Genomic DNA, 14,197 nt, shown 5'->3' with positions numbered 1-14,197 from the left:
GCAATCCACCTATCGGCAAGACAAATAGAAACTAACTTGCAGATCTCATTCAGTTTTGGTTCAGCAAGGCTAACTTACTATGCCCTCAACGAAAACAACACCACCTTTTAGAAGAGAGCATATTATGACTAAGAAGACATTAGCAGTAGCCGCAGTGATCACCGCAGCATTGTCAGCGCCAACTATGGCAGCAGATTGGTTCATCGGTGGCGGTATCGGTTCACAAGAGAACAACTACAAGGCAGAGATCACCGAAGCGGTCGATCCTGGCTTCAGCAAGGGCACCTTCAAAGATTCAGATAGCGACATGATCTATGAGCTACGTGGCGGTGTTTACCTCAATGACAACAACCGCGTATACGGTACTTACTCTTACAACTCAGATGACTTCGCTAAGCAGCAGAGCTTCTTGATGTCTTACGACTACCTGGTCGGCCTGGATGCGAACAACAAGTTCAACTGGTTTATCGGTGCGACAGCCGGTGTGAACCATGTGAGCCCAGACACAGACGTACTGGAATCTAAGAACCGCTTCGTATGGGGTGGTCAAACAGGCTTCATGTACAAGATCAACGACAGCCTGAGCACAGAGATCGGCTACCGTTACCTGAAGCAAGACTATGAGAGAAGCTTCGCGTCAGACGCTGGCGACAAGGCATCATTCTCACTGGATGACAGCCAACAGGTTTACCTGTCTGTAGACTACCGCTTCTAAGCCGAGTCTTTATGAGAAAGCCCCGCAAGGGGCTTTTTTATTGGGTGATGTTCGCTAATTCTGCCACTCAATCAGCTTCCTCGACCAGCAGCCAATCACCCACGGCCTGCAAGGGGATATGCTCTTGTTCGATCCAGGCCACCCAGGCCAAACGCTTAGGCGCATTATCCGCCTTAACGAGCGGCTCAATGCTCCCGCTAAAGGTGACGGTCTGTTTATCCCAACTCTTTCCAGTCAAAGCCTGTCCAGCCAAAGCCTGTTTAGCCGAGCCCTGTTCAACTGATGCCTGTTTAAATGATGCCTGTTCAAGCAAGACCTGGTCATTTAGGGGCTGGCTAGCTAACGCCGAATAACGCCTGTGGCTCAAGACCACAAAGTCTTCCACCAGGTGTTTACCTCTGTTCTCTCCCCGACCCACCCGAGTCGTCAGCTCGCTGCCCAGCAAGGCAAGATGCAGGGTGAGCCCTTGATTGCTCGGCAACCGGCTGTCGAAGCTGGCCGTGAACTCTTGCCCCGTTATGGTCAGACTTAATCTGCCCACTATCGCTCGCTTATCGGACTCATCGGGCTGCAGCGCCTGCCCGCCAGGGCGCCACTCACGGCCATTAATCACCAGCTGCGGGGTATAGACCTGGGAAATCCCCTTACTGTTGAGGTAATCATACTGGCGCTGACTGAAGGCGCGTTTAGCGAAGGGATCTTTCCAGCCGAGGTAGTTCCAGTAGGTCACATGAAACGCCAGCGGGAAATAATAGTGCCAGAGGTCGGTCTCTTGTTTGAATCCCGAGAGCCATCGCTCCATCGGCGGACAGCTGCTACAGCCTTGGGAGGTAAACAGCTCGACCACCAGAGGTTGCTGCTCACCACTGCGCTTATGAAACTGCGTCAGTGTCTGAGCCGCAAAAGCGGGATGAGCCAACAGGCTCAACATGACCAAGAGGGCGACTTTACTCAAGGCGGCTTCTCCTCCAAGATGAAATATGTCTACTCAATAGACCCGGCGCCGCGCCGTTTACGTTCATGGACGCGCGCTTTAACCTAAGGAAATCCTATGCAACCCTACCGCATCATAGACTGTCATGTTCACGACCACCTAGAGCTGGCCTGCATCAGGGGTTATCAGCTGTTAATAGAGACCTCGACAGGGGAGATTAGGGCCACCGCCATCACACTCACCACCCAGGCGGATAAGAGCGAGTACCTGACCGTGAGAAACGAGGCGGGCGAGCAGGCGATCCGCCTGGATCATATTCAGGCCATCACGCCCTTAACCCAGGGCGCGGCATTCGATCGTGTGGTGATCGCACCGGCAGACAAGTCACAAGTAGATTAACGGCAGAGCTCGCCGACGGGTCGGCTACAGGCCCTTTAAGGTAGGATGCTCGCCGCGCCGACGAAATAAACAATGTTTAATCCATATATAGATGGATTTTTAGACATTTAGCACGAATTAGCTATTCACTCAGATAGCCGCACTGATAGAATCGAAGCACCATCCAGAAACTATTAGGACCTCCCCATGAGCCTTGAACTACTGTCCAAGCTGGAGACAAAAATCCAAGCGGCACTCGAAACCATTGAGCTACTGAAAATGGAGCTTGAAGAAGAGAAGCAGAAGAACCATACCCTGAACGAACAGAACCAACAGCTGAGCCAAGATCTCACCTCTTGGAACGAGAAAGTCACCGGGCTTGTGGGTCTGCTGAACGACGAAGTTAGCGAATAACCTTAGCGACTAACTTCAGAAGAGAGGCGCTTATACAAGGAGCCTGAAGCTCTTATGATAAGCGCGTTCGATGCGCGAAGACCTAAGCCGTCTTCGCCTCGTTATGTTGGTGCTCAATCATTTCATTCAATTCCATGATGGCGCGTTTTACCTGAGGCAAGCTCTGACGCGGCAGCAAAAATTTTCCTTTCTCGAACTCTAATCGTCCCAGGTCTTTCACCCAGATCACCCCTGAAACAAAGATTCGGGCATGTTTGACAATCAATTTCGGTGCGTAGACAGGAAAAACTCTCATGAGACCTCCAAGCAAGACTCTGCGTTCTTATTTTTATACTTAGATTCGACAGGTCTTTTACCATGTTAGTTTCAATTTTCTGAGCATTTTTTTCGCGAAATTTGACCCGCGCGCCATAGTGCTAAAAATTTACCTTGTCTATCAGACTAATAGACTAGGCAAAATAAAAATTGGCACTTGCCAAATTTTTGACACACTGGTAGATTGGAGCAGTTACTCAGGGTAAATAGAGCTTTTTAGCTCAATAACCGTATTTCCAAAGCGACCGGGAATACGGTTTTTTTTTATTCTGGGCAACAAAAAAGGGGCTTAAGCCCCTTTCGATAACCGACTGCCGATTACTTCAAGCTAGTCAGGTAGTAAGCGATCTGTAGCAACTCGTCGTAAGACTTAATCGCACCAGTCTCGACACGGTACTTGCCGTTCACAACCAGGGCTGGTACGCCAGACAGCTTGGCATTCTCGGTTGCACGCTTCATCTGCGCCATCTGCGCACTCACCATGAAAGAGTTCGCGGCGGCATCGAAATCTTTGCCATCTACGCCATTGGCGATGAACAGCTGACGAATATCGTCGCGGCTAACGAAACGTTGCTTCTTGTCGTGGATAGCGGCAAACAGCGCGTGTTCCATCTTGTCTTCAACCTTCAGCTGATTCGCTACGGCGAAGGCACGAGACATCTCTGGGCCCATTTCACGACCGATAAATTCAACATGGTTCTGCTTAAATACCACGCCTTCTGGCAGGTTAGCCTTGATCTTAGGCACCTGAGTCTTGGCAAAGTTGTAGCAATGTGGGCAGTAGAAAGAGAAAAACTCGGCGATCTCAGGCTTAGCCGTAGCTGGGCCATCGTTGATCACTGTGTAATGAACTCCCTCTTTGTAGTCGGCGGCCAGTGCCGCCATAGGGGCAACTAAGAGTGCCAGTGCTACCAATAACGCTTTCTTCATTATGCTTCCTTAACAGTGCCTCAGCACCACTATGACAAAAAGATTGACCATACCTTAAAGTGGTTTGGAGTCCACCTCAAGCGGATAAGTTCATTTTTCTGTTACAAATTACAGCCAAATTAGCCCTGACTAATAGGGGATCAGGGTGATCGGCGGCTCATCTAACTTGGCCAGCTGCTCCTTGAAGGCCAGGATCTGCTGCTCCCAATATTTCTCCTCGCCATACCAGGGGAAATGCATCGGAAAGGCGGGGTCCTGCCAGCGGCGGCTCAACCAGGCGTTGTAATGCAGCATGCGCATCGCCCGCAGCGACTCGATAAGATGCAGCTGGCGATTATCGAAGTCGCAAAACTCCTCGTAGGCCTCGAGCAACACCTCAAGCTGCAGGGTCTGGTGCGAGCGCTCGCCAGAGAGCATCATCCAGATATCCTGCACCGCGGGCCCCATCTTGGCATCATCCAGGTCCACGAAGCCCGGACCATCCGGGGTCCAGAGGATATTGCTGGGGTGCAGATCCCCATGCAGGCGGATCGCCTCGGTGGGATACTGATGCCAGATGGCTTTCGCCTTCTCCAGCACCTGCTCCACTATGGTGAAATAGGCGGTCTCAAGGCTAGGCGACACATGATCTGAGCCCTTGAGCCACTCAAGAGACTCATCGCCCAACAATTTTGGGGTCAGGGTCTGACGATGCACAAAGGGACGACGCTTGGCCATCTGATGAATACGGCCGATGAAATGTCCCACCTCCTCAAGCTGCTCCAGGTTATCCACCTCGAAGGCGCGCCCACCCATGGAGGGAAACAGCGCGAAGCGATAACCCTGATATTCCTGCAGTGAGCGTCCCTCGATGATCACCGGCGCCGCCACGGGGATCTCCTCCTCCACCAGCTCGGCGCAGAAGTCGTGCTCCTCCTGGATCTGCTCATTACTCCAACGCTCGGGGCGATAGAACTTCACCACATAGCGTCGCCCCAGATCGCAGCGAAACTGATAGACGCGGTTCTCATAACTATTGAGCGCCAGCAGCCCTGTCTCGGGATAGATACCCACAGACTCTATGGAATCCAGGATGAGATCCGGGGTCAAGGCCTGAAAATGAAACCCCGCCCCTTGCATCGATTCTGTCATAGCTGTGACTCCAATAGGCTGGCCAGATAGACGAGCACCTCGACCTCATCGTCGCGCTCCACCGACAGCCAGCAGACATCGCCATAAAACTCATAGTTTAACTGCAACAGGCTGCCCTCGAATTCCAGCAGCCACTGATGCCTATCCGCGCCCCAGTGACGCTCGATCACCCGGCAATCCAGCGCCTTAACGAGCGCCTCGGCAAAAGGATCGAAGCGGTCAAAATCCACATCGGCCAGAATCGACAGGCTCTTGGCCTGGGGCTCGACCTTAATGGCGCTGATCTTCAACTCTTGATTCATAACTTACTCAGGGTTCTCCCTGCCTCTTCAAACTGATTCTTTTAGGCCCACGCGCGGTTATCTTAAGCGGCTAGCTGCTACAGGACATGATAAGTCCCTGTCCCCACTCGGGTGGGCGCTTGGCGTAAGCTTCCTTCTCCGGCTGCTCGTCGAAGGGGCGTGTCAGCAGCTGGTGCAGATCGGCCAGCGGCTGGGTATTGCCCTCTTCACAGGCGATAATCGCCTCCTGGGCCAGATAGTTGCGCAGCACATACTTAGGATTCACCTGTGCCCGCGCCGCCTGCCAGCTGGCCACATCACCCACCAGCCCCAAACGCTCTCGATAGGCCTGATACCAAGTATCAAAACCGGCGAGATCGATAAAATCATCCCTCAGAGACGAATGTTGGCTGTTTGGATCCAGCTGCGCAAAGCGACGCCAGGTATTGGTGTGATCCAGACGGTTGGCCTCCATCAGCTGGGTAAAGCCGCCGATCAGCTGCAGGTCGGCCTCGTCTTGCTCGCTGCCTGCCGACTCTACCAACTTGATGCCCAACTTATCGCGCATCAAGACCAGATAGGCCTGCACCAGATGATGCTGGTAGGTATTGAGAGCGGCGATTAGATCGTCCGAGGCGATAATCGGCACTAAAGCCTGGGCCAAACGCTGCAGGTTCCACAGGCCGACCCCCGGCTGCTGACCGAAGGCATAGCGACCATTGGGATCTGAATGGTTACAGATAAAGTCCTCCTCGAAGGTATCGAGGAAGGCGAAGGGGCCGAAATCGAAGCTATCGCCGAGGATCGACATGTTGTCTGTGTTCATCACCCCATGGGCGAAGCCGACGGCCTGCCAATGGGCGATCAACTTGGCGGTATCGGCCACCACACGGTTAAACCAGGCGATGTAGCCAGCCTGGTCACGGCTCAACTCGGGATAGTGCTGGCTCAGGGTAAAGTCAAGCAGCTGCTTGAGCTTATCCTTGCTGCCCTGTTCGCTGTGGCAGAAAAACTCAAAATGACCGAAGCGGATATGGCTCTTGGCCAGACGCACGGTAATGGCCGCCGTCTCCTGAGTCTCACGCCATACAGGCAGGTCAGAGCCGATCACCGCCAGGGCCCGTGTCGTGGGGATATTGAGATGATGCAGCGCCTCGGATATCAGAAACTCGCGCACCGCGCTGCGCATTACGGCGCGGCCGTCGCCATGGCGGGAATAGGGAGTCATGCCTGCGCCTTTTAGCGCCACATCCCAGTAACCCTGCGGGCCCTCGGCCTCACCGAGTATAATGGAGCGGCCGTCGCCAAGTTGAGGCGAGTAGCCACCAAACTGATGACCGCTATAGACCTGAGCATAATAGCTGGCACCCGGGATCGCCTGATTGCCCGCCAGCCCCTGCAGTAAGTCTTCATTTGGCTGCTCGAGACCGATCAGCCTGGCGGCATCTTCGCTCCAGGCCAACCACTGCGGGCGCGGTAGCCCCTGAGGGGTCACCTGAGAATAAAACCCGCTTAGCTGCTCGAAATAGTCTTGCTTAAACTTCATTGACTTACTCTTATGCTTTACTGGCTTGCCAGAGTTTCCAGGCGTTGGCACTTAAGCTCACCCGCCTCGTTGCGCTGACATAGTTCACCGCACAGATAACTGCCGCTATCCGTCTGACTCAGCTTCACCATACCGGCGCCCTTTGCCAGGCACTGATCCAGCTGCTGATAGTAACCACTGATGTGCTGGTCCAGCTCACCTTGACTCGCCAGCGCCTCGGCGGATTCACCCGGCGCCGCATCGGGATAATAGAAGAGGGTCCATTGTGGCACCTGGGTACAAGCCGTCATAGTTAATAGTAACGCCGCGAAAGCCATCATGCTGCGCATTTTGATCTCCTGTTCACCACAGATTGTCCAACCTAAACCAAGGCCAATATGGCCCTGGGACCAGAGACATAAAGGTTCCGGATATAACGTCATATTCTGTCCATCCCCGACACTCTCCAGTCATCCTGCGGATGGGGCACAAATATTCCGGACATAACGCCATTTCCTTTCCATCCCTGGAACTCTTACCAGTCATCCTGCGGATAGGGCATAAATGTTCCAGACATAACGTCATTTTCTTTCCATCCTTGGGAAAATGACATAAATGTTCCAGACATAAAAAAGGCGACACTCAGATCGCCTCTTTAGTATTGCTTGACTAGTTTACACGGCTATTCGCCGCGATGCAGTAGATTACTGCCGGGGCTAAGATCAGGCCTGCGCCTTCGCCTTGGCCTTCTCGATGCGAGTGATACGTCCCTCGAAACCGGTAACCGTACCGTCTGAGAGGCCATAACCTATAGCCGCCTGGCAGATTGCGATGGCACCATCGAAGTCACCACAGTCGTTAAGCAGGGTGGCCAGGTGCATGAAGCCGACACCCTTCTCCTTGGTAGGGGCTGGCAGTGCCGCAAACAGCGATTGATAATATGGCGACAGCGCTGCGCCATATTCGCGGTACTCTTCCTGCTTACGCTGCTTGTAACACTCGGCGATCGCCTGTAGCAGCGCCACATGCTTACCTTCGGCCTCTGGTTCGGCACGATATTGGGCTAAAGACGCGCTCAGCTTGTCATTCGCCCATGACTCGTCGGTCACCGCCAGCATCTTGAAGGCTGGCTCTGGCTCTGGCTCTGGCTCTGGCTCTGGCTCTGGCTCTGGCTCTTCAGCAAGCTGCTCGGGAGCTTGTTCAACCTCAAGTACTGCCTCGGTCGGTTTCTTCTCTTCGGCCACTTCTACGACAGTCTCTTCGACGGCAGCTGTCTCAACGGGCTCGACAACAGTTTCTTCAACAGCCTCTGCCTCAGCGGGCTCGACTGGTTCGAAGGTCACGCCCTCATCGGCTGGGGTCGAAACCACCTTTTCCGCTTCCTGATCCGCTTCTTGGCCAGGCACATTCACGGCCTCGCCTGATACCACCTTCTCAACCGGTTTCTGGGTTGCTTGTTGCTCTTCCTGTGCCAGTCGCTGCGCTCGTTTGTACAGGTAAACGCCCACCGCTACCAGCAAAATAATGGCTATATATTTCATTATCATCCACCGTTGATTAATCGCGCCCAGTATCAGGCATTTTCATATCGTAAATATGTCTAGATATTAACCGATATTATTAGTCGATTCTCTTGCTATAAATCAAATATTTATACCTCTTTTTCGCTCGGGTATCAAAAACAGCCGTGAAAATCATGCTTAGGGGGTAAAAATGGCCTTTTCTGCCGTCATTTTCAGCGGCGGACGGCACAGACTAAAAGTGTCATTTTGTGCGCATCTTCATAATTTCGCCGCTTGCTTTTGTGTTCCCGTTCGCCTCGGGCTAGGCTAGCTATAACCCAGTAAAGAAGTCGGATATATCATGAGCCAAGAGATCCTAAGTGGTAAGCTGCTGCGAGAGTTTAAGACCATCGCCGCCATGGTACATATCTATTGCAAAGACCACTGCAAAGCCAAGGGCGATGTGGCCAACTGCCCAGAATGCAGCGAGTTTCTCGAATATGCCCACACCAGGCTGGACCGCTGCCCCTATGGTCAGGACAAACCCACCTGCAACAAGTGTCCCGTGCATTGCTACAAGCCTGAGCCGAAGGCCAAGGCGAGAGAGATAATGATCTATTCCGGTCCGCGCATGCTGCTGCCCCACCCCATCATGGCGATACGTCATCTGTGGGCCGAACGCGGCCCTGTGCCGGGCAAGCCCCCCGCAGCGGCGTCTAACCGCCACCTGCGTCTGGCCAAGGAGCAGAAACCCTCCTCTTAGATCTGGGTTGATTCCAGCAGAATCGGTTCGGCGTTTAGTCGCGCCAATAAGGCCCAAAATTCACTTTGGGTTAACCCGTTATTTCCAAGCTGAGATCAGCGCCTTAACCCTTGATGGCATTTCGCCTCGAAATCCCACCTCACGCTTGCCTCGCCGGCCATTTTGCGTCAACAATGAGCACTATGGATACGCACTCTCACGGCTTGTTATTCGAAGGATACTGGTGGCTCTCTTTGCTGGGCGGCCTGCACTGTATCGGCCTGGGACTCTACCTCAGGTATCTGTACCGTGACCGCAACGACAACCACAAGCTGCTCGGCGCCATCTTCAGCCTGCTGGCCCTCTACTTTCTTACCGGCCTGCTCAACAGAGACAACTCGCCCCTGCCGCTGCAACAGCTGTTTATCCTGCTGATCCCGGCCTATTTCCTGCTGATGCCCATGCTGTATCTCTATTGCTATCGCAGCCTGCATGACATCAAGGGTTCTATCGGCCTGTCGCGCCACTTCATCCCCGCCATCGCCCTGGTGCTGGTGATAGGCCTCAGCGCGCTGCTGAGCGGTGAGATGCGCCAGCTGGTCTCGACCAGCAGAGTGACCCAGTTTAACCATGTCACCCTACTGGGTACTGTACTGCCCCTGCTGCTGGTGCTGCAGACCAGTCTCTATTTCTACGCCATCTTGCGCCTGCTGCGCCGCTTCAAGGGACGGGCTCACCGCGCCCATCAGGACAGTCTCAAGGATATCAAGTTCAGATGGCTGCTGGCGCTGACGCTAGCCATGTTGACCAACTGGCTGGTGCGTATGGGATTAGTCATACTGCCCTACCTGCTGGGGGATAAGGTCAGCCTGGCGGCTCAGGCGAGCACCCGACTGTTTCTGCTCCTCAGCCTCTACCTGCTGGCCCTCTATGGGCTCAAGCAGATCACCATGTCTGCCTATCTCAGGGGACGTCTTTCTCCCGACCTGCAAGCCCAGGCGCGTCCAAACAGCAGCCGTCAGCTGCTGAACGCCGAAGAGCTCAATTATCTGCAACAACTGCTGCAATCCGACAAAAAATAATTAACTCAATTTATACCTAAGCGGTTTTGCGTTAATGTATCCGGGCTTAACCACCTCAATTAACAAGAATTACTCAAGCAATCACTAGAGAAGGGATCAAGATGGGAAGGGGATATCAACTCACCGCGTTGGCGGCGATCTGTGCGGGCGCCATGGGACTGAGCAGCGGCGTATTGGCCGCCGAGCGTACTCACCAGATCACCACGGATGACTTTTTCACCATAGGCAACATGGGCAATGTTCAGCTCAGTCCAGATGGCAAACATGCACTCTGGCTAGAGTCCCGCTGGGACAAGGAGCTGGACAAGGCGCAGAAAGATCTCTGGCTCATCGATACCAAGTCACGCAAGACCAACCGCCTCACCTTCACCAACGAGAGCGAATCCAGCCCTCAGTGGAGCCCGGATGGCAGCGCAATCTATTATCTGGTCAAGCAGAGCCGCGAAGACAACAAGGCGCCCTACAACGGCAAGGCTCAGGTGTTCAGAATCAACCTGGGCAGCACAGAGGCCGTCCCAGTCACCAAGGAAGCCGAAGGAGTAAAACAGTTCCAGCTCAGCCAAGATGGCAAGAGCCTCTACTTCCTCACCAACAAGAGCACTACAGACAAAGATATCTGGGCCAAGGTAAGAGCCAAACACGGCACACCTAAGTATGGTCACGGCAAGGTCACCACCAACCCTCTCTACAAGCTAGATCTCGACCACTACCAACAGAGCCTGGTGCTGGACGATGACAAGGTGGTGTGGAACTTCAGCGTCAACCAGGACGCCAGTCAGATCGCCCGTATCACCACCCAGGACAACGAACTGGTCAACCTGGAAGGCTGGTCAAACATAGAGGTATTCAACACCCAGTCACAGCAGAACAAGGTGCTGGAAGACAGTGCCTGGCGCGAACAGGCGCCCTCGCCTTATGGCTGGCTACTGGGCCTGGCCTGGCATGAAGACAACCAACGCCTGGCGTTTCGTATCGACTTCGATGGCCACCCGGGCAAGCTGTTTGTGGCCAAGCCACAGGACGACAAGGCCAAGCTAATTCAGGTGAAGACAGAGGCTGATGTCACCTTCAACTCGAGCGACATCCATTGGCGACCAAGCAGCGACGAGCTCTGCTATCGCGGCTACGACCACGCCAGGGTCAAACTCTTCTGTAGCGAGATAGATAACCAGGCACAAGGCGACACCCGCACTGTACTGGCAGGCGATCTGGTAATGGGCAGCTATAGCTTCACCCACAATGGTAAGAAACTGGCCTTCAGCCACAACGGCCTGGATCATTTCAGCGACCTCTTCATCGCCGACGCCGCCAGCAAGAAGGCCAAGTACAAGCGCCTGACCAACATCAACCCGCAGACCGACAGCTGGATCCTGCCGGAGATCTCGATAGTGAAATGGACGGCGCCGGACGGCAGCCAGGTGGAGGGGATCCTGGATCTGCCCGCAGGTTATAAGAAGAGCGACGGCCCGCTGCCGCTGATCGTGCAGATCCACGGCGGTCCGACCTCGGCCACGCCATACGCGCTGCAACACAGATCCTACGGCCGCTCCACCTTTACCGCCAACGGCTGGGCGCTACTCTCGCCTAACTACCGCGGCTCTACCGGCTATGGCGACAAGTTCCTCACGGACTTGGTGGGCCAGGAGCATGAGATCGAGGTGGCCGACATCATGGCCGGTGTCGATCATCTGATCAAACAGGGCATCGCCGACGGTGACAAGATGGCGGTGATGGGCTGGAGTAACGGCGGCTACCTCACCAACGCCCTCATCAGCACCACCAATCGCTTCAAGGCCGCGAGCTCCGGGGCCGGCGTATTCGACCAGCGTCTGCAGTGGATGCTAGAGGACACTCCAGGCCATGTGATCAACTTCATGCAGGGTCTGCCCTGGGAGAAGCCAGAGGCCTACACCCACGGCTCGTCGCTGACCCATGCCGACAAGATCAAGACACCGACCCTGATCCACATAGGCGAAAACGATCAGCGCGTGCCACTGGGTCATGCCCAGGGCCTCTACCGCGCCCTGAAGCACTACCTGAACGTGCCGGTCGAATTGGTGGTTTATCCGGGTGAGGGCCATGGTCTGAGCAAGTACCAGCACAGACAGGCCAAGATGGACTGGGACAAGCAGTGGTTCGAGCACTATGTGCTGGGTAAGCAGATGGACGAAGCTAAGTAACATTTCCGTAAGGCCATTCGTTAGCTGAACCCGAGCTGACATCAATCGAAAAAGCGCCAATTTTGGCGCTTTTTTCATCAATGGCCGTTTTCATTCTTAACCAGTCGAACTATGCTAAAACCATCCAAATCGATGGAGGTCATCATGCATAAGTATCTGTCTACCTTAATTCTAAGCTGTTGTGTGGCATTGGGATTATTGACGTCCCCCATGACGCTCGCCGCCGACAGCTACAGCGAGGCGATCGCCAACTTCAAGAAAGCCCCGGACACCCAGAAGTTCTTTAACTCCGCCTATGGCTACGCCATCTTTCCCACCGTCGGCAAGGGCGGCATAGGCATAGGCGCCGCCTACGGTAAGGGCCGTGTCTACAAGGGCGGTGCCCACACCGGCGACTCCAGCCTGACCCAGCTGTCCATTGGCTTCCAGCTCGGCGGACAGGCCTACAGCGAGATCATCTTCTTCAAAGATGCCAAAGCTTATCAAGAGTTTACCAGCGGAAGCTTCGAGTTTGGCGCGACCGCCTCGGCTGTCGCCATCAATGTCGGCGCCAATGCCCAGGTGGGTACCACAGGTAACTCCGCGGGCGCAGGCCACTCGGGTGCCAACAAGGCCGCCAGCGCCGCCTACATCAACGGCATGGCAATCTTCACCGCCGCCAAGGGTGGCCTGATGTATGAAGCCGCACTGGCCGGGCAGTCTTTTACTTTTGAACCCAAATAGCGGGCATCTGGTAGGGAGTCAGATGGCTCCCTCCTTTCTTCCCGGCCCCCGGGACAACTTTAATAAGCTGATAGGCCATTACGGCAGATTGGTTTGCTCAGAGTGAAGCGTCGACCTGCTTAGGGGTTTATGAAGGGAGTTTGAAGCCATAGCTTCATGGTGAACTTATTGCCTGCGGCAAGCCATTCGTGCAGGTACTTCTGAGGCACGCTGACTTTTTGTTATACAAGAGGCATCCCTGGGCGCTCTACGGCAGCATCCATGCTGCCGAAGGCCTCAGACGCACCTACACCAAGTTTTCCATCTCTTCGATATAACCGCTTTTGAACCTGACAGGAAAGTCAAAAGCAAAATCACTTTTGGACATTTCCAAGTTAGTTTTTTAGTTCTAATTAATGGCTATCGAGTGAAGATTTATATCGGCTAACGCCTTGCTTTAAGATAGCCGGAACAGAGCGAAGCGGCGTGTAGGCTGTCCCAGCCGCGCAGCGGCGACAACAAAAACTTGTTAAGTGTTGTTGGCACAATGCTCACCCATTATTTGCTTTTGCAAATCACCCTGGACATTAACCCAGGAAACATTTTGCGGAACCACGAGCTTGCAGCCTTGCTCTGATGCAGCCCTAATTATTTGTTGAAACCACTCAAGATAACCCCACTTACGTGGCTTAGCGCCATAAAGGTAACAGTACTCATTGCTCCAGTGAACCTCCATGGCTTCACGATATATCATTGGAAAAGTTGCATGCGAGGGCTTTACGTAAAGCCTCCCTTTCTCATCTACTCCTATTTCTTGGATGATATCTTCCATACTCGATTAGACACTTAACGCTCAAAGCAGCGGCGCAGTTTACTGCATCCGCTGCCTTTGCTTATTATAACCAGTTGCCAAGTAACTAAATAACAATGTGGCAACGATGTATGTGATCAGTTGTATACCGATAGTACCCAAGAAAACTGCCTGTGACTCAGTATCTTCAGTGACATATTGCCAACCAACAGCCCCTCCATAGACCAGCACACCTATACCGGTAGACATCAATAGCGACAACAGAGATGTAGTTATAGCAATGCCTTTACCAAGGCGCTTTGTGCTAGCCAGATAAACGGCCAATGCTGACAAAGCTACCGGTGTAACAAACGGAATTAGCCATATATTTGGCGCCCACCTGTAATCAGGAAGCAAGATGCCCCGAATCAATCCAATCAGAAGTATTAAGAGAATCCATTTCATAAAGAGTTATAACAACTTATTAGCGAGACCTTACAAAGTACGCTACCTGTAAGGTAGGAGACCAAGCAATTATAGACACAGTAGTAAGAATCAAAAAAATCACCGTAAATC

At 53.6% G+C, this 14,197-nt stretch carries 17 protein-coding genes; 7 read left to right on the top strand and 10 right to left on the bottom strand.

Annotated elements, in window-relative coordinates; all coding sequences use genetic code 11:
* Window positions 1-124 precede the first annotated feature (124 nt).
* Window positions 125-715: an outer membrane beta-barrel protein gene (locus K0J45_RS01385; RefSeq protein WP_041406277.1), complete on the top strand. Its 591-nt coding sequence runs from the start codon at window positions 125-127 to the stop codon at window positions 713-715.
* A gap of 67 nt (window positions 716-782) precedes the next feature.
* On the opposite strand, the gene K0J45_RS01380 is transcribed toward K0J45_RS01385, so the two are convergent.
* Window positions 783-1,670 (bottom strand): DUF1223 domain-containing protein, encoded by an 888-nt coding sequence (locus tag K0J45_RS01380; protein WP_220043943.1) that lies wholly within the window; start codon window positions 1,668-1,670, stop codon window positions 783-785.
* Between the two features lie 96 nt (window positions 1,671-1,766).
* On the opposite strand from K0J45_RS01380, the gene K0J45_RS01375 reads away from it, so the two are divergent.
* Window positions 1,767-2,048, top strand: coding sequence for a Rho-binding antiterminator (locus K0J45_RS01375; RefSeq protein WP_220043942.1), 282 nt, complete (start codon window positions 1,767-1,769; stop codon window positions 2,046-2,048).
* Window positions 2,049-2,234: 186 nt separating this feature from the next.
* Entirely contained in the window at window positions 2,235-2,441 is a 207-nt protein-coding gene (locus K0J45_RS01370; RefSeq protein WP_011864073.1) for a cell division protein ZapB, read from the top strand.
* A gap of 82 nt (window positions 2,442-2,523) precedes the next feature.
* On the opposite strand, the gene K0J45_RS01365 is transcribed toward K0J45_RS01370, so the two are convergent.
* The 7 genes from K0J45_RS01365 to K0J45_RS01335 form a co-directional block, all read right to left on the bottom strand.
* Window positions 2,524-2,736, bottom strand: coding sequence for a DUF1107 domain-containing protein (locus tag K0J45_RS01365; protein ID WP_011864072.1), 213 nt, complete (start codon window positions 2,734-2,736; stop codon window positions 2,524-2,526).
* Between the two features lie 338 nt (window positions 2,737-3,074).
* Window positions 3,075-3,686: a thiol:disulfide interchange protein DsbA/DsbL gene (locus K0J45_RS01360; protein WP_011864071.1), complete on the bottom strand. Its 612-nt coding sequence runs from the start codon at window positions 3,684-3,686 to the stop codon at window positions 3,075-3,077.
* A gap of 129 nt (window positions 3,687-3,815) precedes the next feature.
* Window positions 3,816-4,817, bottom strand: a complete 1,002-nt coding sequence (locus K0J45_RS01355; protein WP_286670307.1) for a serine/threonine protein kinase — start codon at window positions 4,815-4,817, stop codon at window positions 3,816-3,818.
* Window positions 4,814-5,119 (bottom strand): DUF3630 family protein, encoded by a 306-nt coding sequence (locus K0J45_RS01350; protein WP_144203871.1) that lies wholly within the window; start codon window positions 5,117-5,119, stop codon window positions 4,814-4,816. Before K0J45_RS01350 ends, K0J45_RS01355 begins: the two co-directional genes overlap by 4 nt.
* Before the next feature lie 70 nt (window positions 5,120-5,189).
* The gene (locus tag K0J45_RS01345) at window positions 5,190-6,644 is read right to left on the bottom strand and encodes a protein adenylyltransferase SelO (protein ID WP_220043941.1); all 1,455 of its coding nucleotides are present in this window, start codon (window positions 6,642-6,644) and stop codon (window positions 5,190-5,192) included.
* A gap of 17 nt (window positions 6,645-6,661) precedes the next feature.
* On the bottom strand, window positions 6,662-7,066 hold the full coding sequence (locus K0J45_RS01340; protein WP_258406740.1) for a hypothetical protein: 405 nt from the start codon (window positions 7,064-7,066) through the stop codon (window positions 6,662-6,664).
* 279 nt (window positions 7,067-7,345) lie between these two features.
* Complete coding sequence (locus K0J45_RS01335) at window positions 7,346-8,164, bottom strand: hypothetical protein (RefSeq protein WP_220043940.1); 819 nt, start codon at window positions 8,162-8,164, stop codon at window positions 7,346-7,348.
* Window positions 8,165-8,486: 322 nt separating this feature from the next.
* Between K0J45_RS01335 and K0J45_RS01330 the strand changes: the two genes are divergently transcribed.
* The 4 genes from K0J45_RS01330 to K0J45_RS01315 all read left to right on the top strand — a co-directional run bounded on the left by K0J45_RS01330 (window position 8,487) and on the right by K0J45_RS01315 (window position 12,852).
* Window positions 8,487-8,888, top strand: a complete 402-nt coding sequence (locus K0J45_RS01330; protein WP_434086946.1) for a nitrous oxide-stimulated promoter family protein — start codon at window positions 8,487-8,489, stop codon at window positions 8,886-8,888.
* Window positions 8,889-9,061: 173 nt separating this feature from the next.
* Complete coding sequence (locus K0J45_RS01325; RefSeq protein WP_220043939.1) at window positions 9,062-9,949, top strand: hypothetical protein; 888 nt, start codon at window positions 9,062-9,064, stop codon at window positions 9,947-9,949.
* Window positions 9,950-10,050: 101 nt separating this feature from the next.
* Window positions 10,051-12,129 carry a S9 family peptidase gene (locus tag K0J45_RS01320; RefSeq protein WP_220043938.1) on the top strand — a complete coding sequence of 693 codons (2,079 nt, stop codon included), beginning with the start codon at window positions 10,051-10,053 and terminating at the stop codon, window positions 12,127-12,129.
* A 144-nt stretch (window positions 12,130-12,273) separates the two neighbouring features.
* On the top strand, window positions 12,274-12,852 hold the full coding sequence (locus K0J45_RS01315) for a lipid-binding SYLF domain-containing protein (RefSeq protein ID WP_011864062.1): 579 nt from the start codon (window positions 12,274-12,276) through the stop codon (window positions 12,850-12,852).
* A gap of 508 nt (window positions 12,853-13,360) precedes the next feature.
* Here K0J45_RS01315 and K0J45_RS01310 read toward each other — a convergent pair.
* The gene (locus tag K0J45_RS01310; protein ID WP_220043937.1) at window positions 13,361-13,663 is read right to left on the bottom strand and encodes a hypothetical protein; all 303 of its coding nucleotides are present in this window, start codon (window positions 13,661-13,663) and stop codon (window positions 13,361-13,363) included.
* A 39-nt stretch (window positions 13,664-13,702) separates the two neighbouring features.
* Window positions 13,703-14,086 (bottom strand): hypothetical protein, encoded by a 384-nt coding sequence (locus K0J45_RS01305; RefSeq protein ID WP_220043936.1) that lies wholly within the window; start codon window positions 14,084-14,086, stop codon window positions 13,703-13,705.
* Window positions 14,087-14,197: the final 111 nt, after the last annotated feature.

This window comes from Shewanella alkalitolerans, assembly GCF_019457575.1.
Lineage (GTDB): Bacteria > Pseudomonadota > Gammaproteobacteria > Enterobacterales > Shewanellaceae > Shewanella > Shewanella loihica.
Note: the sequence above shows the minus strand (reverse complement) of the source record. Positions and strands in the feature narration are given on the sequence as shown.